Origin of the sequence: Geobacillus thermopakistaniensis (genome assembly GCF_000498995.1) — a bacterium.
Taxonomy (GTDB): Bacteria; Bacillota; Bacilli; order Bacillales; family Anoxybacillaceae; genus Geobacillus; species Geobacillus thermoleovorans.
In genome coordinates this window covers 28,251-49,607 of sequence record NZ_AYSF01000013.1, presented here as the reverse complement: position 1 = coordinate 49,607, position 21,357 = coordinate 28,251, and the positions used below count along the sequence as shown (strand labels likewise).

General features: G+C 53.6%; 14 protein-coding genes, 2 pseudogenes and 1 CRISPR repeat array (1 of these 17 cut by a window edge). Of the genes and pseudogenes, 10 read left to right on the top strand and 6 right to left on the bottom strand.

What is annotated here, in order from left to right; translation table 11 throughout:
* Nucleotides 1-47: 47 nt before the first annotated feature.
* Complete coding sequence (locus T260_RS136600) at nt 48-821, bottom strand: VOC family protein (protein WP_023633358.1); 774 nt, start codon at nt 819-821, stop codon at nt 48-50.
* Between the two features lie 29 nt (nt 822-850).
* Complete coding sequence (locus T260_RS136605; RefSeq protein WP_011229789.1) at nt 851-1,357, bottom strand: hypothetical protein; 507 nt, start codon at nt 1,355-1,357, stop codon at nt 851-853.
* 158 nt (nt 1,358-1,515) lie between these two features.
* On the opposite strand from T260_RS136605, the gene gatC reads away from it, so the two are divergent.
* The 4 genes from gatC (at nt 1,516) to T260_RS136625 (ending at nt 6,200) form a co-directional block, all read left to right on the top strand.
* The gene (gatC, locus tag T260_RS136610) at nt 1,516-1,806 is read left to right on the top strand and encodes an Asp-tRNA(Asn)/Glu-tRNA(Gln) amidotransferase subunit GatC (RefSeq protein WP_011229790.1); all 291 of its coding nucleotides are present in this window, start codon (nt 1,516-1,518) and stop codon (nt 1,804-1,806) included.
* Nucleotides 1,807-1,818: 12 nt separating this feature from the next.
* Entirely contained in the window at nt 1,819-3,276 is a 1,458-nt protein-coding gene (gene gatA, locus T260_RS136615) for an Asp-tRNA(Asn)/Glu-tRNA(Gln) amidotransferase subunit GatA (protein WP_011229791.1), read from the top strand.
* Nucleotides 3,277-3,289: 13 nt separating this feature from the next.
* The gene (gene gatB, locus T260_RS136620) at nt 3,290-4,720 is read left to right on the top strand and encodes an Asp-tRNA(Asn)/Glu-tRNA(Gln) amidotransferase subunit GatB (RefSeq protein ID WP_031212135.1); all 1,431 of its coding nucleotides are present in this window, start codon (nt 3,290-3,292) and stop codon (nt 4,718-4,720) included.
* A gap of 175 nt (nt 4,721-4,895) precedes the next feature.
* Nucleotides 4,896-6,200 carry a homocysteine synthase gene (locus T260_RS136625; RefSeq protein WP_023633356.1) on the top strand — a complete coding sequence of 435 codons (1,305 nt, stop codon included), beginning with the start codon at nt 4,896-4,898 and terminating at the stop codon, nt 6,198-6,200.
* Between the two features lie 454 nt (nt 6,201-6,654).
* Here T260_RS136625 and T260_RS136630 read toward each other — a convergent pair whose 3' ends face one another.
* From T260_RS136630 to T260_RS136645, 4 genes are all read right to left on the bottom strand, one after another.
* The gene (locus T260_RS136630; RefSeq protein WP_023633355.1) at nt 6,655-7,284 is read right to left on the bottom strand and encodes an ABC transporter permease; all 630 of its coding nucleotides are present in this window, start codon (nt 7,282-7,284) and stop codon (nt 6,655-6,657) included.
* A gap of 254 nt (nt 7,285-7,538) precedes the next feature.
* Entirely contained in the window at nt 7,539-8,666 is a 1,128-nt protein-coding gene (locus tag T260_RS136635) for a betaine/proline/choline family ABC transporter ATP-binding protein (RefSeq protein ID WP_011229819.1), read from the bottom strand.
* A 16-nt stretch (nt 8,667-8,682) separates the two neighbouring features.
* Nucleotides 8,683-9,585: a glycine betaine ABC transporter substrate-binding protein gene (locus tag T260_RS136640; protein ID WP_031206583.1), complete on the bottom strand. Its 903-nt coding sequence runs from the start codon at nt 9,583-9,585 to the stop codon at nt 8,683-8,685.
* A gap of 474 nt (nt 9,586-10,059) precedes the next feature.
* Nucleotides 10,060-10,707, bottom strand: a complete 648-nt coding sequence (locus tag T260_RS136645) for a coiled-coil protein (RefSeq protein ID WP_023633354.1) — start codon at nt 10,705-10,707, stop codon at nt 10,060-10,062.
* A 144-nt stretch (nt 10,708-10,851) separates the two neighbouring features.
* Here T260_RS136645 and T260_RS136650 point away from each other — a divergent pair, with 144 nt between their 5' ends.
* The 6 genes and pseudogenes from T260_RS136650 to T260_RS0119495 form a co-directional block, all read left to right on the top strand.
* The gene (locus tag T260_RS136650; protein WP_014194802.1) at nt 10,852-12,342 is read left to right on the top strand and encodes a TIGR02677 family protein; all 1,491 of its coding nucleotides are present in this window, start codon (nt 10,852-10,854) and stop codon (nt 12,340-12,342) included.
* A 2-nt stretch (nt 12,343-12,344) separates the two neighbouring features.
* Nucleotides 12,345-13,541 (top strand): TIGR02678 family protein, encoded by a 1,197-nt coding sequence (locus tag T260_RS136655; RefSeq protein ID WP_011229823.1) that lies wholly within the window; start codon nt 12,345-12,347, stop codon nt 13,539-13,541.
* The gene (locus T260_RS136660) at nt 13,501-17,622 is read left to right on the top strand and encodes a TIGR02680 family protein (protein WP_023633353.1); all 4,122 of its coding nucleotides are present in this window, start codon (nt 13,501-13,503) and stop codon (nt 17,620-17,622) included. Before T260_RS136655 ends, T260_RS136660 begins: the two co-directional genes overlap by 41 nt.
* Nucleotides 17,619-18,839, top strand: coding sequence for a TIGR02679 family protein (locus T260_RS136665; protein ID WP_011229825.1), 1,221 nt, complete (start codon nt 17,619-17,621; stop codon nt 18,837-18,839). The genes T260_RS136660 and T260_RS136665 overlap by 4 nt, the downstream gene beginning before the upstream one ends.
* A 142-nt stretch (nt 18,840-18,981) precedes the next feature.
* A pseudogene (locus tag T260_RS0119500) lies at nt 18,982-19,680 on the top strand (Rpn family recombination-promoting nuclease/putative transposase); the annotation flags it as partial.
* A gap of 2 nt (nt 19,681-19,682) precedes the next feature.
* Nucleotides 19,683-20,105 (top strand): annotated as a pseudogene (locus T260_RS0119495) (RpnC/YadD family protein); the annotation flags it as partial.
* A 95-nt stretch (nt 20,106-20,200) separates the two neighbouring features.
* A CRISPR array of direct repeats spans nt 20,201-21,357; the repeat unit is 36 nt; unit sequence GTCATAGTTCCCCTGAGATTATCGCTGTGGTATAAT; it runs 240 nt beyond the window's last position.

Genomic DNA, 21,357 nt, shown 5'->3' with positions numbered 1-21,357 from the left:
CATCTTATTCCGCGGCAAAGGGGAGTATGTGAGAATAGGAATGCCCGTCACGGCCTGGAAACGATATACGTCCCGCCATCGATTTCGATGCGGCGCTGCTCCTGCATGCCCACAAGCCGGCACAAAAAAGGGCGCGTTGACGGTCGATGGTCGGCTTCATAAAAACAAAGGGCGATGCCGCCGACGGCTAGTTCAGCGTACGCCCCTGCCTCATCGCGCCCAAAGCGAGGGACAGGAAGGCCAAACAGCCGCCGATACGCGTCGATGGCGCGGCGAAGGTCAAGCGTATAGACGCCGATGGACGACAAAGAAGAAGCCCCGATTCGATGGTGCATGAGCGGCGCCAGCTCGTTCATCCGCACGTCATCACCGTCGCCCCATTGGATGAAAAACGGATAGCGAAATGCACCGTCTGTGTCGTCTTCGATAAACAGCATCGACCATGTCAGCCGCTTGCCGTCATCGCGCTCGCGGCTGCCGGGGAGCGGACCGATTGGGGTAAACCCGTTTCGTTTGAGATGTGCCGCCACCGCTCCGATGTTGTTCGTGCGGAAGGCAAATTGGGAGAAGCCGTTTCCTTCTTGGCGGTCGGCGACAAGCTGGGCGATGAGCGGATTTCCGCATGTTTTCGCCGTCTGCTCATCGGCGATGCCGATCCACTCAATGTAGCGCAAATGCTCGAAGCAGCATAATGCGTTATACGTTCCCCATGACGGATGGCGGCCGCCGTGGATGGCTGTAAACCCCCATTGTTCAAACGCCGTTTTCGCTTGCTCCGGTCGTTCGGTTAAGTGGACGAGATGGTCAAACGCGACATTCATGGCGGCGACCTCCTCCTAGATGGAATCGATCAGCGGAACAACATTTCTTTCAGCTTGTAAATGATTCGTTCGTTGTCGACGGTGCGGTGGGCGATAAAATTCAAGTCCAGCTTGATGTCTTCGATTTGGGCAGCCAATTGTTCGTAACGGGAGTCCATTTTTTGTTCGAGGCGGTCCACCGTTTGTTTCAATGAGGCAAATTCCTGGTGAAGCTGGTGGACGTCAGCGGCGAGAGCTTCCAGTTTGGCGTCTGTTTCGTCTTGGCGGTGGAGAAGAGCGGCCACGATGCCGTTCAATTCCTTTTGCCCGGCGCGAAGCGAATCTTGTTCTTGACGCAGACGCTGTTGTTCCAAACGGATTTCCTGCTGCTCTTTTCGGATTTCTTGTTGTTCTTTTCGAATTTCTTCTTGTTCCTGGCGAATGGCGATTTGTTCCCGCTCGAGCCGCTCTTGGCCTTCCACGAGCTTTTGCAGCGTCCCGTCCATCGCGTTCAAGCGGTCAAGCACTTGGGCGAGCAAAGCGTCACTCATCGTCATTATTCCCCCTTTTTTGTCCGTTATGGCCATTATAGTACATATGTTCGTTTTCGTCAACGGGCAACTAGGCAAAAGAGGGCCAGACGGTTGCTTTATTTCCTAAACGTTTGGTATCATCATAGTATTGTGGAAGGTCGACCATGTCGGAGGTGAATACAATGTCGCGAATTTCGATTGAACAAGTGAAACATGTCGCCGATTTGGCGCGGTTGGCGATTACGGATGAAGAGGCCGAGATGTTTACGAAACAGCTCGATGCGATTATTACGTTTGCCGAGCAGCTGAATGAATTGGATACGGAGAACGTTCCGCCGACTTCGCACGTGCTTGATATGAGAAACGTGATGCGCGAGGATATTCCAGAACCGGGGCTGCCGCGCGAAGAAGTGTTGAAAAACGCGCCAGATCAGCAAGACGGCCAGTTCCGTGTGCCGGCCATTTTAGAGTAAGGAGGGGGATTTATGTCGCTTTTTGACCATTCCGTGTCAGAATTACATACGTTGCTGAAGAAAAAAGAAGTGTCGATTTCCGATTTAGTCGACGAATCGTACCGCCGCATCGATGAAGTGGAAGAGAAAGTGCAAGCGTTTTTAACATTAAATGAAGAACAGGCGCGGGCGAAAGCGAAAGAGTTGGATAACCAGCTCGCCAAAGGCGAAGAAACGAACCCGCTGTTCGGCTTGCCGATCGGCATTAAAGACAACATCGTCACAAAAGGGCTGCGTACGACATGCGCCAGCAAAATTTTGTACAACTTTGACCCGATTTACGACGCCACTGTCATGGAGCGGTTGAATGCCGCAGGGACGATCACGATCGGGAAGTTGAACATGGACGAGTTCGCCATGGGCTCGTCGACGGAAAACTCCGGGTTTCAGCTGACGCGCAACCCGTGGGACTTAGAGCGCGTTCCGGGCGGCTCAAGCGGCGGTTCGGCGGCGGCGGTGGCGGCCGGCGAAGTGCCGTTTGCTTTAGGTTCTGATACGGGCGGTTCGATCCGCCAGCCGGCGGCGTTTTGCGGGGTCGTCGGGTTGAAACCGACGTACGGACGCGTCTCGCGCTTCGGGCTTGTTGCGTTTGCGTCGTCGCTGGACCAAATCGGCCCGATTACGCGCACGGTCGAAGACAACGCGTATGTATTGCAAGCGATCGCGGGCGTCGACCCGATGGATTCGACTTCAGCGAACATTCCAGTGCCGAACTATGTGGAGGCGTTAACGGGCGATATCAAAGGGTTGAAAATCGCTGTGCCGAAAGAATATTTAGGTGAAGGCGTCGATGAAGGCGTGCGCCAGTCAGTGCTTGCGGCGCTTGCCGTGCTTGAGAAGCTTGGCGCGGCGTGGGAAGAAGTGTCGCTGCCGCATTCAAAATACGCCTTGGCGACGTACTATTTGCTCGCTTCGTCCGAGGCATCAGCGAACTTGGCTCGCTTTGACGGCGTCCGCTACGGCTATCGGACGGACAACGCGAAAAACTTGATCGATATGTATAAACTGACGCGAAGCGAAGGGTTTGGGGCGGAGGTCAAGCGCCGCATTATGCTCGGGACGTTCGCGTTAAGCTCGGGCTATTACGATGCGTATTACAAAAAAGCGCAAAAAGTTCGGACGTTGATCAAGCGCGACTTCGAAAACGTATTTGAACGATATGACGTCATCATCGGCCCGACAACGCCGACGCCGGCGTTTAAAATCGGCGAGAAAACGAGTGATCCGCTGACGATGTACATGAACGACATTTTAACGATTCCAGTCAACCTTGCGGGTGTACCGGCGATTTCTGTGCCGTGCGGCTTTGTTGATGGCTTGCCGGTCGGCTTGCAAATTATCGGCAAGCACTTTGATGAAAGCACCGTCTACCGCGTCGCCCACGCTTTTGAACAAGCGACCGACTACCATAAGCAAAAACCGGTGTTGTAAGGGGGGTTAGGTGATGAACTTTGAAACGGTCATCGGACTTGAGGTGCACGTCGAGCTGAAAACGAAATCGAAAATTTTCTCCAGCAGCCCGAACGCGTTCGGCGCGCCCCCGAACACGCAAACGAACGTCATTGACTTAGGGTATCCAGGCGTGCTGCCGGTGTTGAACCGACAGGCGGTCGAGTTTGCGATGAAAGCGGCGATGGCGTTAAACTGCGAAATCGCGACCGAGACGAAATTCGACCGCAAAAACTACTTTTATCCGGACAACCCGAAAGCGTACCAAATTTCGCAATACGATCAGCCGCTTGGCCGAAATGGCTGGATTGAAATTGAAGTAAACGGAAAAAAGAAAAAAATCGGCATCACCCGCATCCATCTCGAAGAAGACGCCGGCAAGCTGACGCATACGGGCGACGGCTATTCGCTCGTGGATTTTAACCGTCAAGGGACGCCGCTCATTGAGATCGTCTCCGAGCCAGACATCCGCTCGCCGGAAGAAGCGTACGCCTACTTGGAAAAATTAAAAGCGATCATCCAATATACCGGCGTTTCCGACTGCAAAATGGAAGAAGGGTCGCTTCGCTGCGACGCCAATATTTCGCTTCGCCCGCTCGGTTCGGACAAGTTCGGTACAAAAACGGAATTGAAAAACCTCAACTCGTTCAACTTCGTCCGCATGGGGTTGGAATACGAAGCGAAGCGGCAGGAGAAAATTTTGCTCTCGGGCGGCGTCATCCGTCAAGAAACGCGGCGCTTTGATGAAGCGACGAAAACGACCGTTTTGATGCGCGTCAAAGAAGGTTCGGAAGACTACCGCTACTTCCCAGAGCCGGACTTGGTGATGCTCTATATTGACGACGAATGGAAAGAGCGCGTCCGCGCCTCGATTCCGGAGCTGCCGGACGCCCGCCGGAAGCGGTATGTCGAAGAGTGGGGCTTGCCGGAGTATGACGCCAAAGTGCTCACACTGACAAAAGAAATGGCCGACTTCTTTGAAGCGACCGTCGCAAACGGCGCCGATCCGAAACTGGCGTCGAACTGGCTCATGGTCGAAGTATCCGGGTACTTAAACGCCGAGCAAAAAGAGCTCCATGACATCGCCTTGACGCCGGAAAGCTTGGCTGGAATGATCAAACTCATCCAAAACGGCACGATTTCGTCGAAAATCGCCAAAAAAGTGTTCAAAGAACTCGTCGAACACGGCGGCGATCCAGAGAAAATCGTCAAAGAAAAAGGGCTCGTGCAAATTTCCGACGAAGGAGCGCTGCGCAAAATCGTGCTCGAAGTGCTCGACGCCAACCCGCAGTCGGTCGAAGACTATAAAAACGGCAAAGACCGCGCGCTTGGCTTCCTCGTCGGCCAAGTGATGAAAGCGACGAAAGGACAAGCGAATCCGCCGCTTGTCAATAAGCTGTTAGTAGAGGAAATTGGAAAACGATAATGAAACAATAGGAGGCCTGCCCACCGGCAGGCTCTGTTTTCAATAAAAATTTTTGCACTATTAAAAAAATACAATTGACAAACGTTGTGATCGAATGATAGATTTTTTATAAGAAAAAACCAATTGATTTAGTAGGATATGAAATCTCGAAGGGTCAAAGAGGGGAGAGGAAACGATGAGCAATGAACAAACCTTCCGCCCGGAGACGCTCGCCATCCACGCCGGGCAAAAACCGGATGCGGAAACGGGCGCGCGGGCGGTGCCGATTTACCAAACAAGCTCATATGTGTTCCGCGACAGCGAGCATGCGGCCAATTTGTTTGGTTTGAAAGAGGAAGGTTTTATTTATACGCGCATTATGAACCCAACGAACGATGTGCTTGAAAAACGGATCGCGGCGCTTGAAGGCGGGATCGGGGCGCTTGCGCTCTCATCAGGGCAGGCGGCGGTGTTTTATTCGATCATCAACATCGCCTCGGCGGGCGATGAAATCGTCTCGTCCTCGTCCATTTACGGCGGCACGTACAACTTGTTCGCCCATACGCTGCGCAAGTTTGGCATTACGGTGAAGTTTGTCGATCCGTCCGATCCGGAAAACTTTGAGCGGGCGATCACCGACAAAACGAAAGCCTTGTTTGCGGAAACGATCGGCAACCCGAAAAACGATGTGCTCGACATCGAAGCGGTGGCCGACATCGCCCATCGCCACGCCATTCCACTCATTGTCGACAACACGGTGGCCAGTCCATACTTATTGCGGCCGATTGAATTCGGCGCCGATATCGTCGTCCACTCAGCGACGAAGTTCATCGGCGGGCACGGCAATTCGATCGGCGGTGTGATTGTGGACAGCGGCAAGTTTGACTGGAAAGGGAGCGGCAAGTTTCCGGAGTTCACCGAACCTGATCCGAGTTATCATGGTTTGGTGTATGTGGACGCCGTCGGCGAAGCGGCGTACATCACGAAAGCGCGCATCCAGCTCTTGCGCGACTTAGGGGCAGCGCTGTCGCCGTTTAATGCGTTTTTGCTTTTGCAAGGATTAGAGACGCTTCACTTGCGGATGCAGCGTCATAGCGAAAATGCGCTCGCTGTTGCTAAGTTTTTGGAAGAGGAAGAAGCCGTCGAATCCGTCAGCTATCCAGGGCTTCCAAGCCATCCGTCACATGAACTCGCGAAAAAGTATTTGCCAAACGGGCAAGGTGCGATCGTTACGTTTGAAATCAAAGGCGGCGTCGAAGCCGGGAAAAAATTGATCGACTCGGTGAAGCTGTTCTCGCATTTGGCCAACATCGGCGATTCGAAATCGCTCATCATCCACCCAGCCAGCACGACGCACGAGCAGCTGACCCCGGAAGAACAGCTGTCCGCCGGCGTCACCCCAGGCCTTGTGCGCCTGTCTGTCGGCACCGAAGCGATCGACGATATTTTGGACGACTTGCGCCAAGCCATTCGCCAGAGTCAGACGGTGGGGGTGAAGTAGTGGATGCACAAGGAAAGCCACCCGCTTGCTGGGTGGCTTTCGTAAGCGCAGAGACAGCCTGTTTTTTTAACTTCCCTCCGAAAGAAGTCTCCTACTTCTAAACGTGAAGGTGCGCCAGCACCAGTGAAAGTGGGAGATGAATTTCGGTTGGCGTTAGCCAACGAATAGGATAGAATATGGCTAGAACGGACACCTTCGGAACGAAGGGAAGCGTAAAGGGTTCTTGTGTGTGGCTTACCGTTCAGCGAACACACACAAGTCGCTTGAAGCCCCCACCTCTAAGCGAAGCGTAGGTGGTGGGTAGTTCACTGGGACATCGTCTTACGGTTCCAGATTGGCTTGGTACGCGTACCATCATGTTTACTAGTCGATGCCGGCTCGTTTCCTCCAGGCAGGCAAGCTGGGAACATGGCTTCCTCAAGGTTTGTGTTTTCATGTTGGGGCCAATGGCCCGTCACAACCCTTTCGGCGTCACTTTCTTTTCGACTTTGCGCAGCAGCCAGTCAAAGGCAATCGCTAAGATCGCCGCAGGAATGGCCCCGGCTAAAATCAAGTTTTTATCGGCGATGCGCAAGCCGCGGTCGATCAAGTCGCCAAGACCGCCGGCGCCGATGAAGGTCGCCAAGGCGGCGACGCCGATCGTCAGCACCGTCGCCGTGCGCACGCCAGCCATAATGACGGGAAGCGAGAGAGGAAGCTCCACCATCCATAAAATTTGCCGCGATGTCATCCCCATCCCTCGGCCAGCGTCCACCAGCGCCGGGTCGACGCCGAGAATCCCAGTGTACGTGTTGCGCAAAATCGGAAGCAAGGCGTACAGCGTCAACGCGATGATCGCCGGCAGTTTGCCGATGCCGAAAATCGGCAGCATAAACCCAAGCAACGCCAAGCTCGGAATCGTTTGGATGATGGCGGCAATGCCGATAATCGGCTCGGCGAGTTTGCGATACCGCGTCAACACCACACCGAGCGGCACGGCTATGACGATCGCAATGCTCATAGCGATGGCGGATAAGAGCACATGTTCTTGAAAGGCGATCCAAATATCATTCTTTCGTTCGATAAACGTCTGCAATAATTCCATCGTATCCCTCCTTGGCGGAAAAGCGGCAGCGGGTGGCTGCCGCTTGGTCATGGGCTGAGACCGAAAACTTGAAAAGGTTTTGGTTCACTAGCGGAACGAATCCCATCGGCAAGCCCGCTTGGAGCGGCCTTGTCTTTTCAAAATGAGACGTGTGATTCAGGCGGGGCGACGGCCGCGGCAACGTTTCTGGCTAGATGACAAGAAACGGGGCGGCATCGTTTTTTCAAGCCCCCATTCGCCCGTCTTCGTTGGCATTAGGCATGTTGCTGGAACGTCCACTCCGCGAGTGCGCGCATCATGCTCGAGCGCGTGATCCCGCCGACGAGCCGGTCGCCGTCCAACACCGGAATGATGCGCACATCCGGGTCTTGGAACAGGGCGGCGACGTTGGTGACGTCCGCTTCTTTCGACAACGTCGTCACATCGTAGTCGGCGATGTCGGCGACTAATAAATGTTCTTCTTGGTAGCGCTGTTCGATTTGTTTTAAGGTGACGATGCCGAGAAAGACCTGCTTTTTATCGACGACGACCAAACTGTCGACCTTTTTCGCTTTCATCAATCGGAACGCTTCGGCCAAGCCGCGCCGCGGCGAGATCGTCGCGACGTCAGCCGACATTAAATCCTCCGCCGTCGGCACGGCCGTATGGCGGATCCGCAGCCGGTCTTCACCAATAAACTCGCGGACAAAGGAGTTCGCCGGCCGCCGAAGCATTTGGTCCGGCGTCGCAAACTGGACGATTTCCCCGTCTTTCATGAGCGCAATCCGATCGGCGATTTTAATGGCTTCATCCATATCATGGGTGACAAAGACGATCGTTTTGTGAATCTCCTCTTGCAAGCGGACGATGTCATCTTGCAGCTGTTCGCGGCTGATCGGGTCAAGAGCGCTGAACGGCTCATCCATCAAAATGATATCCGGTTCTGCGGCCAACGCGCGAACGACGCCGACGCGCTGCTGTTGCCCGCCGCTGAGCTCCGACGGATAGCGATGCTTGAACGTCGCTGGATCCAATCCGACGAGCTCAAGCAATTCGTCAACCCGTTTTTCATAGGCGTGTTTTTCCCACTTTTTTAGTTTCGGCACAAGTGCGATGTTTTCTGCGATCGTCATATGCGGAAACAGCCCGATTTGCTGGATGACGTAGCCGATGTTGCGCCGCAGCTCAACCGGGTCAAGCTGGGAAATGTCTTGCCCATCGATGTACACTTTGCCTGATGTCGGCTCGATCAAGCGGTTGATCATCCGCATTGTCGTCGTTTTCCCGCAGCCGCTCGGCCCGATGAGGGCGACAAGCTCGCCTTTGCGAATTTCAAGATTGATATTTTTTAAGGCGACAAAGCCGTCCTCATACTGTTTCGTGACGTTTTCAAATCGAATCATCCAAATTCCTCGCTTTCTAGTCGATCAGTCCTTCCGCTTTTAAGAAGTCAATCGCCACTTCACGCGGCCGTTTTCCTTCCAAGTTCACTTCGCCGTTTAGTTCCATCATTTTTTCATCGGTCAAAATGTTGGCCAACTTGTTCAGTTTTTCTTCGAGATCCGGGTTGGCATCCAACACTTCCTGGCGGATGATCGGCACGGCGTGGTACGGCGGGAAGTACTGTTTGTCATCTTTCAATACGACCAAATCATATTTTTTTATCCGGGCATCGGTCGTGTAGGCGGTGATGACGTCAATCTCTCCATTTTTCGCTGCTTCGTATTGCAAGTCTGGGTCGATCGTCACTTTTTTCTTGAACTGAAACCCGTACGTATCAACAAGCCCGTCATAGCCGTCGCTTCGCTCAAAAAACTCGGCGTCTGACCCAAAGGTGAGGGAAGACGAATGTTTCGCCAAATCGGAGTACGTTTTCACCCCGAGCTTTTCCGCGAGGTCTCTGCGCATGGCCAAGGCGTAGGTGTTGTTAAACCCGAGTGGTTTGAGCCAAGCGATGTTGTATTTTTCCTTATATAATTTCTTTGTTTCGTTGTAAATTTGTTCGGGCGTCTTTTTAGGATCGTACGGCTGTTTTAAAATGTTCAAATACCCTGTCCCCGTGTACTCGACATACATGTCGACATCGCCATTTTCAATGGCCTGCTGGAGCATAAACGCGCCGCCTAGACTGTCCTTCACTTCCACGTCCAAATCGGTGTTGGCCTTCACATACTCCGCCAGTAAATGCGTCAAAATAACTTGCTCGGTAAACTTCTTCCCACTGATAACAATTTTTCCTTTCGCATCACTCGTTCCGCTGCAGGCCGCTAGTCCAAATACAAGCCCGACAGCGAGCAAAATCATCATCCATTTTCGCAACACAATTCCTCCTTCTTTTTCAGCTGATATCATACAAATGAACGGGGATAAAAAAAGCAGCAAAAGGACGCGGAGGGAGGTGAAAAAGCGTCACAAACAAAGGATACCGTAATTTGGGTGCGGCTGGCAAATTTGGTATCGGCCGATATGTTTGCTTCTCGCTTGCTCTCGCGGCGATGAGCGTTCTCTCCTCCTTGATCCTGAAAAATGCTCGGGAATGCTTGCGAATCCTCCTAGATGCTCCGAATTCGAGATGTTTGCATAAGCCTCGTGTTCATCCATCGATGCGCCAGCCAGGCATGACCCGCGCCGTTCATCGAGAGTGCGGGGTGATGCTACCACTTGCCGCGAGAAGGCCGGCGCCTTGGCAAATGGTCAAGGTGAAGGCTAATCGATAAACACTCGAACAAAAAAGGCAGCTCACGGCTGCCTAGTGAAAAGGGAATAGGTGTTGAACATTTCTCTGAGGGGAACGTGTTACGCATAAACAAGGCGATGAAGGGCGCTTTCCGTTTTGAAGACGCGGGCGTTTAAAACAGAGAGTCCCGCTTCATGTTCGGCGAGGGCAGGCAGCACTTTGTCTTCAAGGATGGATGTGATACGGGTGAGGTCGCCTTTCATATGATGAAGGTCGTGCGCCATCGCCTCGTATTTGGCGGTCAGCACTTCTTGCCTATGGCGGAGCGCTTCAACGATCGCCTTCGTTTCGTTCGTGCGCTCATCAAGCAGGTCGATTCGCCGTGCAAGCGTGTTCGTCTGTTCGTTCAGTTGGGCGACTTGGTGTTCGACGGTGCCCATGCGTTCGTTCAGTTGGGCGACTTGGTGTTCGACGGTGCCCATGCGTTCGCTCAGTTGGGCGACTTGGTGTTCGAGGTTGCTTGTCCGCTCGTTCAGCTGAGTGAATTGTTGCTCAAGGGCGCTCGTCCGCTCATTGAGCTGGGCCATTTGCGCTTCGAGAGCGCCCGTTCGTTCATTAAGGTTGGCCGCCAGCACTTCAAGGGCACCCGTTCTTTCATTGAGATTGGCCACTTGTCCCTCCAAGGCGCCAACCCGCTGCTCGAGCGACTCGACCGCCGTGCGCGTCGCTTTCACTTCATGCAAAATTTCCCGCAGCAACGCTTCCATTCGTTTCACCTCCTTTTCCCCTCTATTTTACAAAAAACGCGCGCCGATGGCGAGAAAAAATAGGAAAACGGTTTTTGCTAGAAAAAGAGCGGAGAAAATCGTTACAATAAACATAGGAAAAAACCGAAGCAAAGGTGGACGGAGATGGACGCCACGTGGTTGAAGCCCATTGTCGAAACAAAATATTTATCGACGGAAAACGCGCACCGCTACCGGGCGATTTTGCGCTATTTCTACATTCAGCACGAGCGGATGCGGCAATATTTGTTTCCGGAAGAAGTGTACGCCTTTTTAAAGCAGCACGAGGAGTTTGCCGATTACACTGAGGAAGAGCTGCAGCAAGACCTCGACCAGCTCGTCAAATGGAACAACTTGATCGCCCGTCAAGAGACTTCTCACGTGCGGACGATTGAAGAGTTTAAGAAAAAGCGGTTCCGCTATCAATGCAGCCCGTACACGGTCGAAATCGAACGGATGATCCGCACGCTCGAGCAGCTTGGGGATTCATTTGGGGGGTCGCTCGAGAGAACGCGGTTTGACCGTTTGTATGCCTCTCTTTCTCGCATGGAAACGATCATCGCCTCTGATTTTCAAGAGCAGCCGGATGAAATGCATCAAGTATGGGAAGAGACGTTCGATTATTTCAAAAAAATCATCCAAAATTCCGCCGACTATATCGCTTATTTGCACGGTGAAAATTTGGAAGAGCGGATGACATCGGAGTCGTTTCTCGTTTATAAAGAGCAGTTTACTGCTTATTTGCGCGATTTTATCGTCGCCTTGCAAAAAACGTCGATGCAGATTGAGCAATTGCTTGAAGACTTGCCGGAAGACGGGGTTCGGCAGTTCATCGAGCATGTCGTCGACTATGAGAGGTCCATCCCTCGCTTTGCCGATGCGCTGCCGCCGCGCGCTGTCCAGATTGAAGAAAAATGGGAGACGTGGCGCAGCCTGTGCGAATGGTTTTTAGGCCGCGATGGGCGCGAGAGCGAGCTTTCGTTTTTGCAATACCAGACGAATGAGGCGATTCGCCGCCTGACGCGCGTCGTGCAACGGCTTGGCGAGCGGCATCACCATTTTCGCAGCCGCAAAGGCGACTACTTGCATTTGGCCCGTTGGTTTTCCCGCCTTGAATCGATTGAAGAGGCGCACTGCCTGTCAGCGGTCGTGTTCGGTTGCTTCCATACGAAACATCTCGTCGCCGATTTCGGGGCGACAGACAACATATACCGCGACGTATGGGACGAGCCGCCAGCCGAGTGGGTGACGAAACCGCGCGTCCGCCATTATGGGGAAAAGAAAAAGCCGCAGGCGATTGAAGACAAAGAACGGGAGAAAGAAGAAGCGCGTCTTCGCTATTTGGAAGAAAAAGCGCGCGAGGAAGCCGAGCTGAAGCAATTTGTGACCGACGGGAAAATCGTGCTTGCCGACCTTCCTGAGGTGACCCCATACGTACGGAAAACGCTGCTCGGCTGGATCGCCAAAGCGATGGGGCGCGAGGGGCAAGCAATGAAGACGGAAAACGGGTGGGTTGTCAACGTGGTGAACAAAGAGGGGACGATTTGCCTTCGCGCAGAAGATGGAGAACTCGTAATGCCGAACTACGAAATTCATGTGCTTTCGCGAGGTGAGTGAGGATGGAAACGGCGTTTGACGACAAGGCGAAAGAGGCGCTCGCCGCGCTGTTCGAACAATTTTGGATCATTCGCGACAAAGAGCCGGATTTGTATCAGCTCGTCCGTGAGCGCGAACATGTGTTGAAAAAGTATGTGGAGGAGAAGTTTGGCTATCGGCTCATCGTTCACCGCTATTTTGCCAAGCTCGAGAAAATTCCCGCCGAACCGGAGCCGTGGATGGGCATCGAGTCGTTTCAAGAGCCGCTTGACTATGCGTTGTTTTGCTGTTTGATGGCGTATTTGGAAGGAAAAGCAGTGGAAGAAAAGTTTTTGCTTTCTGACGTATGTGAAGAAATCCGCGCCATGTACCCGGGTGATCTACCGGTCGATTGGACGAACTATTCGCATCGGCGCGCGCTCATCCGCGTGTTGAAAACGGCGGAACAAATCGGACTCGTCCGCCGGATGGATGGGGAGATTGAGGCGTTCGCCCAGCATGTGGAGGAAGAGGCGTTGTACGAAGTGCCAGTGTTGGCTCGTTATTTTATGCGCACGTATCCGAAAGATTTGTTGCAATATGAATCGATCGACGAATTGCTCGCCGAGGAGTGGAAAGCATCACCGCAAGATTATCGGCGCCATCGCCTGTATCGAAAGCTGTTTTTATCCCCGGCGGTGCACCGGACGGAAGGGGACGAGCAAGACTTTTACTACTTGCGCAACTTCCGCCATCGGCTGCGGGATGATATCGAAGCGCATACGCCGTTTCGGTATGAATTGTACAAAAACGCCGCCATGTTGACGCTTCCCGAACGGCAGGCGCCGTACACCGTATTTCCTGATCAGAAAGGAACGTCGGAGGTCATCCTTCATTTTGCCGCCTTGGTGCGCGAGCGGCTTGGGGAATATCCGCCGGATGAATACGGCCGCATACGATTGACGCCTGAACAATTTTCCGCCTGGCTTGCCGATTGCCGGCGCCGCTACGGGGCTGGGTGGGGGAAAACGTACCGCGACATGTCGGCTGCCGAGCTTGTCCGCGAAGTGCTTGCGGCGCTCAACGAATGGCGCATGGCCGATGTGGAGCACGACACCGGAATGATCGTCCTTTATCCCCTCCTCGGGCGGATGTCGGGACGGTATCCGGATGATTTTGACGCGAAAGAGGGAGGAGAACATGGCGAATCCATGGGTGCTTCATCGTGCGGGGCTGATTAATTTTTGGTATTACGACGAGCAGTATTTTCATTTCGCTGACGGTAAGCTGCTCTTGCGGGGAAGCAACGGGGCGGGCAAGTCGGTGACGATGCAAAGCTTGATCCCGGTGCTTTTAGACGGCAAGAAGACGCCCGATCGCCTCGATCCGTTCGGTTCACGGGCGCGGCGCATGGAAGACTACTTGCTTGGGGAAAAAGATGTCGTCAATCGCGATGAGCGGACCGGGTATTTGTTTTTGGAATATAAACGGAAAGAATCCGACCAATACGTCACAACGGGCATCGGCCTGCGCGCGAAGCGGCAAAAAAGCCTCGATTTCTGGGGGTTTGTCCTCTTTGACAACCGCCGCATCGGCTATGACCTTCAGTTGTATAAACAAGAAAAAACAGGTGAAAAAATCCCGCTGACCAAGCGGGAGCTGGCCACAGCGCTCGGCGCGGGCGGGACGGTCGTCGAGACGCAAAAAGACTATATGGAGCTCGTCAATAAGCATGTGTTTCGCTTTGAATCGCTTGAGGCGTTTCAAGAATTGATCGAGCTGCTCATTCAACTGCGCAGCCCGAAGCTGTCCAAAGACTTTAAGCCGACCGTGATTTATGAAATTTTGGAAAGCTCGCTGCCTCCGTTGACCGACGACGAGCTCCGCCATTTATCGGACACGATCGAAAACATGGACCAGGCGAAGCAGCAGCTTGAGCAGCTCGAACGCGACGAGCGGGCGTTGAAGCGTCTTTGCGATCAATACCGCCTTTACAACGAATATATGATCGCCGAAAAGGCGACAGAATACGTAAAAGCGGTCAAGCAAGCTGAACAGCTCGCTGCTGCACAACACCGCCTTCACGATGAAGAAGAGCAGGCGCGAAAGACGCTTGATGAGCTTGATGAGTCCATCACCCGCCTCCGCCGTGAAGAAGACGTGCTGCGTTCACGTGAAATCGACTTGGCTGGCCACGAAGTGTTCCAGCAAGCGGAGAAGTATGAACAGTTGAAATCGGAGAGGGAGCGTCTGCAGGAGCGGTGGGAGCGGCACGAGCAGACGATCGCGGAAAAAGAACGGCTGGAACGCCAACATCGCCGCCGCCTCGATGAATCGGAAGCGCGGCTGGATGACCTTGAACGGAAACTTGAAGACGAGTTGGCGCAGCTGCGAGCGGATGCGGAAGAAGGAGCCTTTTCTTTGCATGAAACGAACGAAGACGATTTTCACCGCCATCGCCAAAAGCAACAAGAGTTTTCGTTTGCCGCTTGGAAACAGGAAGCTGACCGCCATATCGAGCAGCTCGAGGAGTTGGCGCGCCTTTGGCGCAGGCATGACGATGTGAAACGACGCTATGAAGAAGCGAGCACCGAAGCGGGCGAGCGGCGGCAGGAAATGGACGAATGGCGTCATCAGCAACAGAAATGGGAAGAGCTGCTCGAGCAGGAGAAAGAGCGGTTTGAACAAGCCGTGCTTGCCTGGGTCGAGCAAGGAGGAATCGACGTTTCCGAAGCGGACATTCAGGCGTTTTTGCGACAAATGGGCGCCCTCTATGAGCTGTATTCGCTCGATGATCTGAAGCGCCCGTTCGTTCAAGCGTATTACGATGCCGTCGGTAAGAAAAAGGATGAGAAATGGCGGCTCGAACATGACATCCGTCTGTTGGAAGAGAAACGGGCAGAACGTGAGGCCGAACTGCGTCAATGGCGGGAACAACGCGACCCTGAACCCGAACGGGATGAACAAACGACAGCCGCCCGCTTGGCATTGGAACGGGAAGGGATTCCGTTTGTCCCGTTTTATGCCGCGGTCGAATTTGTCGACGATGTGCCTGACGATGTGCGCGAGCGGATCGAATCGGCGCTTTCGCACGCTGGGTTGCTTGACGCCCTCATTGCGGCCCGCGATGTCGACGTCGACTGCGACCGTGTGCTCATCCCGAAACCGGTTCATATGGTGCATACGTTGGCCGATTATTTGCGCCCAGATGCGGATGCCCCTGTGTCGGCGGAGCGGATTGACGAAGTGCTCCGAAGCATCGTGATCACCGATGCGGAACAAAAAGGCGGCATGACGATCGACGAAACAGGACGCTATTCGCTCGGCCTTGTCCGTGGCCATGCGCCGCGGAGAGCGCGGGCGATGTTCATCGGCCGTGCGGCGCGGGAGCGGTGGCGGCTTGAGAACATCGCGGCGCTGGAAGCCGAGATCGCCGCTGTGGGACAAGAGATCGACCGTCTAAGCGGTGAGCATCAGGCGGTGGGAGCGGCCATCCAAGCGCTTGCCGACTGGTTTGTGTCCTTCCCATCGGACCGCGATGTGCGCACCGCGTTTGAGGAAGGGCAAGAAGCCCGCCGCCAAGCCGAAAGCAAAGAACGGGAATGGAAGCGGCAAGAAGAAAAAGCCGCCCTCCTCGCGCGCGAATGGAAACAAATCAAACAACAGCTCCATGACGAGTCGGCCGAGCTTGATTTGGCTTTTACCTTGGACGGCTGCGAACAAGCCCAGCTCGCCATGAAATCGTACGTCCGCCATTTGCACGAACTCGAAGTGCTTTACCGCGAAACGCGCCATACCGAGGCCATGATCGCCCAACAGCGCGAGCGGCTCGCGGCGCTGGAAACGGAGATCGACGAAGCGAAAGGCGAACGAAATCGGATTCGGGATGAAAAAGAGCGGATCTCCTTGGAGATCGTTGAGATGGAACGGACGCTCGCCCAAATGGGAGCGGATGACATTCGCGCGGAAATCGCCCGCATCCAAGAACGATTGGCGTTTTTGCGCCAAGAAATTCCGCGCCTTGTCAACGAACGGGCGCGCACGGAACAGCGCCTCATGCGCTTAGTCGAAGAGCGGGAAAAAGGAGCGCAACGGGAAGAGTTCGCCTGCCAGCTGGCCGCCATGTGGGAGCGGTCGTTTGCCGATGAAGCGGCGCTTGGGCTCGTGGATCTTGATCGTTCACGTTCGCTTTTGGAGCAGGCCAGAGAAGCGAAACAACGGTATGAAACAGTGTTAAAAGAGACGCGTTCCTCGCTTTTGGCGCGGCTGAACACCGTCTTCTTCCAAGAGTCGTCCAACTTGACCGAATACCGGGCGACGTTCGAGCGGCTGGCGGAACAAAAGGAGTCCGAATGGATCGCCGCCGCCCCAGACGACGAGATGGCGATGAAAGCGGCCGATTGGCGGGAAAAACAAGAACGGCATGTCATTTATCTCGACTACAAAGGCCAGCGTGCCACGCCGTTTGCCGTGCTCGCCGAGGTGGAGCGCGACATCGCCTTGCAGCACGAGTATATGAAGGAGCAAGACCGCGAGCTGTATGAGGACGTCATTTTAAAATCAGTCGGCCGCATTTTGCGCAGCCGCATCCAGCGCGCCGAGCGGTGGGTGAGCGATATGAACAAACTGATGGGAGGTCTCGACACGTCATCAGGGCTCGTGCTGTCCATTCAATGGAAGCCGAAAACGGCGGAGACGGAAGCGGAGCTGGATACGAAAGAGTTGGTCCGTCTGTTGCGGATCGATTCGCGGCTGTTGAAAGAGGAAGATTTGCAGCGGGTGACGAACCATTTCCGCTCGAAAATCGCCCGCGCCCGCGAATTGCTTGAGGAGCGCGGCCAAGGCAACACACTCCATCAAATTATTAAAGAAGTGCTCGACTATCGGAAATGGTTTGCCTTCACCTTGTACTATGAAAAAACAAATGAGCCGAAACGCGAGCTGACGAACCACCGTTTTTACCAATTCAGCGGCGGGGAAAAGGCGATGGCGATGTACATTCCCCTTTTCGCCGCGGCGTATTCGCGCTACCAAGAAGCGGGCGATGACGCCCCGTACATCATCTCGCTCGACGAGGCGTTCGCCGGCGTTGACGAAAACAACATCCGCAATCTGTTCGGCCTTGTCGAACAGCTTGGCTTTAACTATATCATGAACTCGCAGGCGCTTTGGGGCGACTACGACACCGTGCCCGCTTTGTCCATTTGCGAACTCGTCCGCCCGCGCAATGCATCGTTTGTCACCGTTATTCATTACCGTTGGAACGGGCGTGTCAAACAGCTCATGGTTGATGACAAAGAATGGGAGATGATCAAAACGTGAGCACCGTCAAAGAAGCGGCCGCCTTTTTCCGCTCCGAACAGGGCTTTAAGCGGCTGTTTGTCGAAATGAAACGCAAGTACGAGTCGCTCGGCCGCGTCGGCGGCGCGGTTTCGTTGCAGTCGTTCTCCAAGGAAGAGCGGGAGTCGATCGCCGCCTTTTTCGGCAAAGACGTCTCCCGCGTCTTTCTCTCCGACTTTGAAAAACAGCTCGGACAGACAAGGTTTGCGGGTGTTGGACTCGTCGAACTGCTCGAACATTATTTCGGCGTCCCGCTTATGTCGAACAAAGAACGGCGCCAGGCAGAGGCGGAAGAGCGGGAGCGTTTTTTCGCGCGCCTTGCAGAGGAACATCATTGGTTCGCGGCCGTCCGCGGCCAACGCTTCGTCCAAACGGCGTACGAAGCCGACCGCGGCGGCCTTGAGGCCGCCGTCCGCCTTGTCGGCGCCGCCCTCTGCCGCCTCCCGCTCTCTTCATATATGCGCCTCCCGCTCTTTGCCCAGCAAGTGGCCAGCGACCCGCACGCGTTCGATTTGTCCACTCTTCCTGGGAGATTGTTGTTGTCCGCCTTGCAAGCGACGACACCAGGCCAGTGGGATGTGGCGTCCGTAGAGAGTGTCAATGAACTGTTGCAGTCCGTCGGCCTGCTCCGCGAAGATATTTTGAACTTTGTCACATGCGCCAACATCCTTGCTGAAACCGAGGGCGGCCCGCATCCCGTCTTCTCCGCCGCCTCGGAGACGAACACGGCGCTGAACATGCCGCTTAGGGACGTTTTGTCGCTTGTTGGCGCCCATCCCGCCCGCGGCAAGACGGTGTACATTGTGGAAAACGCCGGTGTTTTTTCGACGTTGCTTGACACCCGCGCCCCGCTTGTCAGCACGAACGGGCAAATGAATTTGGCGACGATGAAGCTGCTCGATTTGCTCGCGGCCTCTGGCGCCAAGCTGTATTATTCCGGCGACTTCGATCCGGAAGGATTGGCCATGGCAGAGCGGCTGCTTGAACGGTATGGACAGGCCGTCACGCTCTGGCGCTTTTCCTTGGACGATTATGCGGCCGCCAACCCAGTCGTTGAACTCACACCCGAGCGCCTCGCCAAACTCGCATCCGTCACATCGGAACCATTGCGGCCGGTGAAAGAAGCCATCGGGCGAAAGAAAAAAGCCGGGTATCAAGAGGCGATCATTGGGAGGTTGACAGGGGATATCAACGGGTAGTCCATTCACGAGCTAGAGGAAGGACAAGGGAAGGAGCCCAAAGCGATCGGGCCTCCTTCCTAAAAAGTTACATTCATGAGAAGGAATTGCGTCGCGTAGAGCGAATACATATCGTGAATTCCATGTCGCAAGGAGGGGAAACGTGGCCAAACAGCGAATCGATCACGACCGGTTGTTCAAAGAGCTGCTGTCGACGTTTTTCGAAGAGTTTTTGCTTCTTTTCTTTCCCAACGTGTACGAGCACATCGACGTTCACCACCTTTCTTTCCTCACAGAAGAACTGTTTACCGACGTGACGGCCGGAGAGAAGCACCGCGTCGATTTGTTGGTGGAAACGAAGATGAAAGGGGAAGACGGGCTCGTCATTGTTCATGTCGAACACCAAAGCTACGCACAGCGGACCTTCCCCGAGCGAATGTTCCTCTACTTCAGCCGCTTGTTTCAAAAATACCGCCGCCGTATTGTTCCGATCGCCATCTTCAGCTATGATGAACACCACGATGAACCTTCCTCATTGGTCGTCCAGTTTCCGTTTTTGACGGTTCTCGATTTTCGTTACTTGACGGTGGAGCTGCGCAAACTGCCGTGGCGCGCGTACATCCGCCATGACAATCCCGTCGCCGCTGCCTTGTTAAGCAAAATGGGGTATAATGAAGAAGAAAAGGTCGAAGTGAAAAAAGAATTTTTGCGCATGCTCGTCCGCCTTGAGCTCGATGAGGCGAAACAGCGGCTGTTGTTCGGTTTTTTTGAAACGTATTTGCGGTTGTCCGAAGAGGAGGAAGTCAAACTGCGAAACGAGGTGAGCCAAATGGAAACGAAGGAAGCGAAGCAAGTGATGGAGCNAGCAAAATGGGGTATAATGAAGAAGAAAAGGTCGAAGTGAAAAAAGAATTTTTGCGCATGCTCGTCCGCCTTGAGCTCGATGAGGCGAAACAGCGGCTGTTGTTCGGTTTTTTTGAAACGTATTTGCGGTTGTCCGAAGAGGAGGAAGCGAAACTGCGAAACGAGGTGAGCCAAATGGAGACGAAGGAGGCGAAGCAAGTGATGGAGCTCATCGTCTCGTACGAACAGCGGGGAATGGAAAAGGGAATCGAGAAGGGAATCGAACAAGGGATCAAACAAGGCATTAAACAAGGGCGCCAAAAAGGGATTGAGGAAGGGAAGCTCGACGTGGTGAGGAGAATGCTGGCGAAAGGGTATGATGTCGACACGATCCACGAACTGACCGGGCTGCCGGTTGAGAAGATCGAACGGGTGAAGGGGTAAGCAGAGCAGACTCTTCGCCGTCGAGCCTCACATTGTCGTCGACCCCCAATCGTGCAAAAATCCCGGGGGATCGACGACAATGGTTTTATGCGTTTGTCATAGTTCCCCTGAAATTATCGCTGTGGTATAATTACATATGTTGTCGTCGACCCCGCAACTGTGTCATAGTTCCCCTGAGATTATCGCTGTGGTATAATCCGGGATGGACGAGTGCGAGCTGGGTATACGTCATAGTTCCCCTGAGATTATCGCTGTGGTATAATTACTGACGGTCAAGCAGTTGCACTTACTGCGTCATAGTTCCCCTGAGATTATCGCTGTGGTATAATTGTGTTTAGACATTTAAAAATCGGTACGACGTCATAGTTCCCCTGAGATTATCGCTGTGGTATAATTATGCCTTATGAAAACGGGTGGCGGTCGGAGTCATAGTTCCCCTGAGATTATCGCTGTGGTATAATTCATAATGATGATAATTAAAAGTTTTCAACGTCATAGTTCCCCTGAGATTATCGCTGTGGTATAATCGGTAATGGTGGATAAGCCGATTAAAAAAGTCATAGTTCCCCTGAGATTATCGCTGTGGTATAATAAACCAAACTTCACTTTGAAGAGTTTCGGAGTCATAGTTCCCCTGAGATTATCGCTGTGGTATAATCCGCGCTTGGTATGCGTCTTGCACGAACTTGTCATAGTTCCCCTGAGATTATCGCTGTGGTATAATACTGTCTGTGATAGTAATTGCGTCGGCGGTGTCATAGTTCCCCTGAGATTATCGCTGTGGTATAATAAGCCGGAAGTATTCGTTGTCGAGCCGAAAGTCATAGTTCCCCTGAGATTATCGCTGTGGTATAATTTCGGCAAAATGTTTCACGACGGCGAATGGGTCATAGTTCCCCTGAGATTATCGCTGTGGTATAATGACGTCGGAGGTGTTGCGGTTAAATGGCGGAGTCATAGTTCCCCTGAGATTATCGCTGTGGTATAATAAAGGATTTAGCTACAAAGAAGCGGCGGAGGTCATAGTTCCCCTGAGATTATCGCTGTGGTATAATAAAAATATTTATCCATTCATGGGAGAAGTGGTCATAGTTCCCCTGAGATTATCGCTGTGGTATAATTGGCAGATGCGGATGACGGTCCGATCGTGAGTCATAGTTCCCCTGAGATTATCGCTGTGGTATAATCCTAATGCAACGTGCAAAAGCGAAGGCCAGTCATAGTTCCCCTGAGATTATCGCTGTGGTATAAT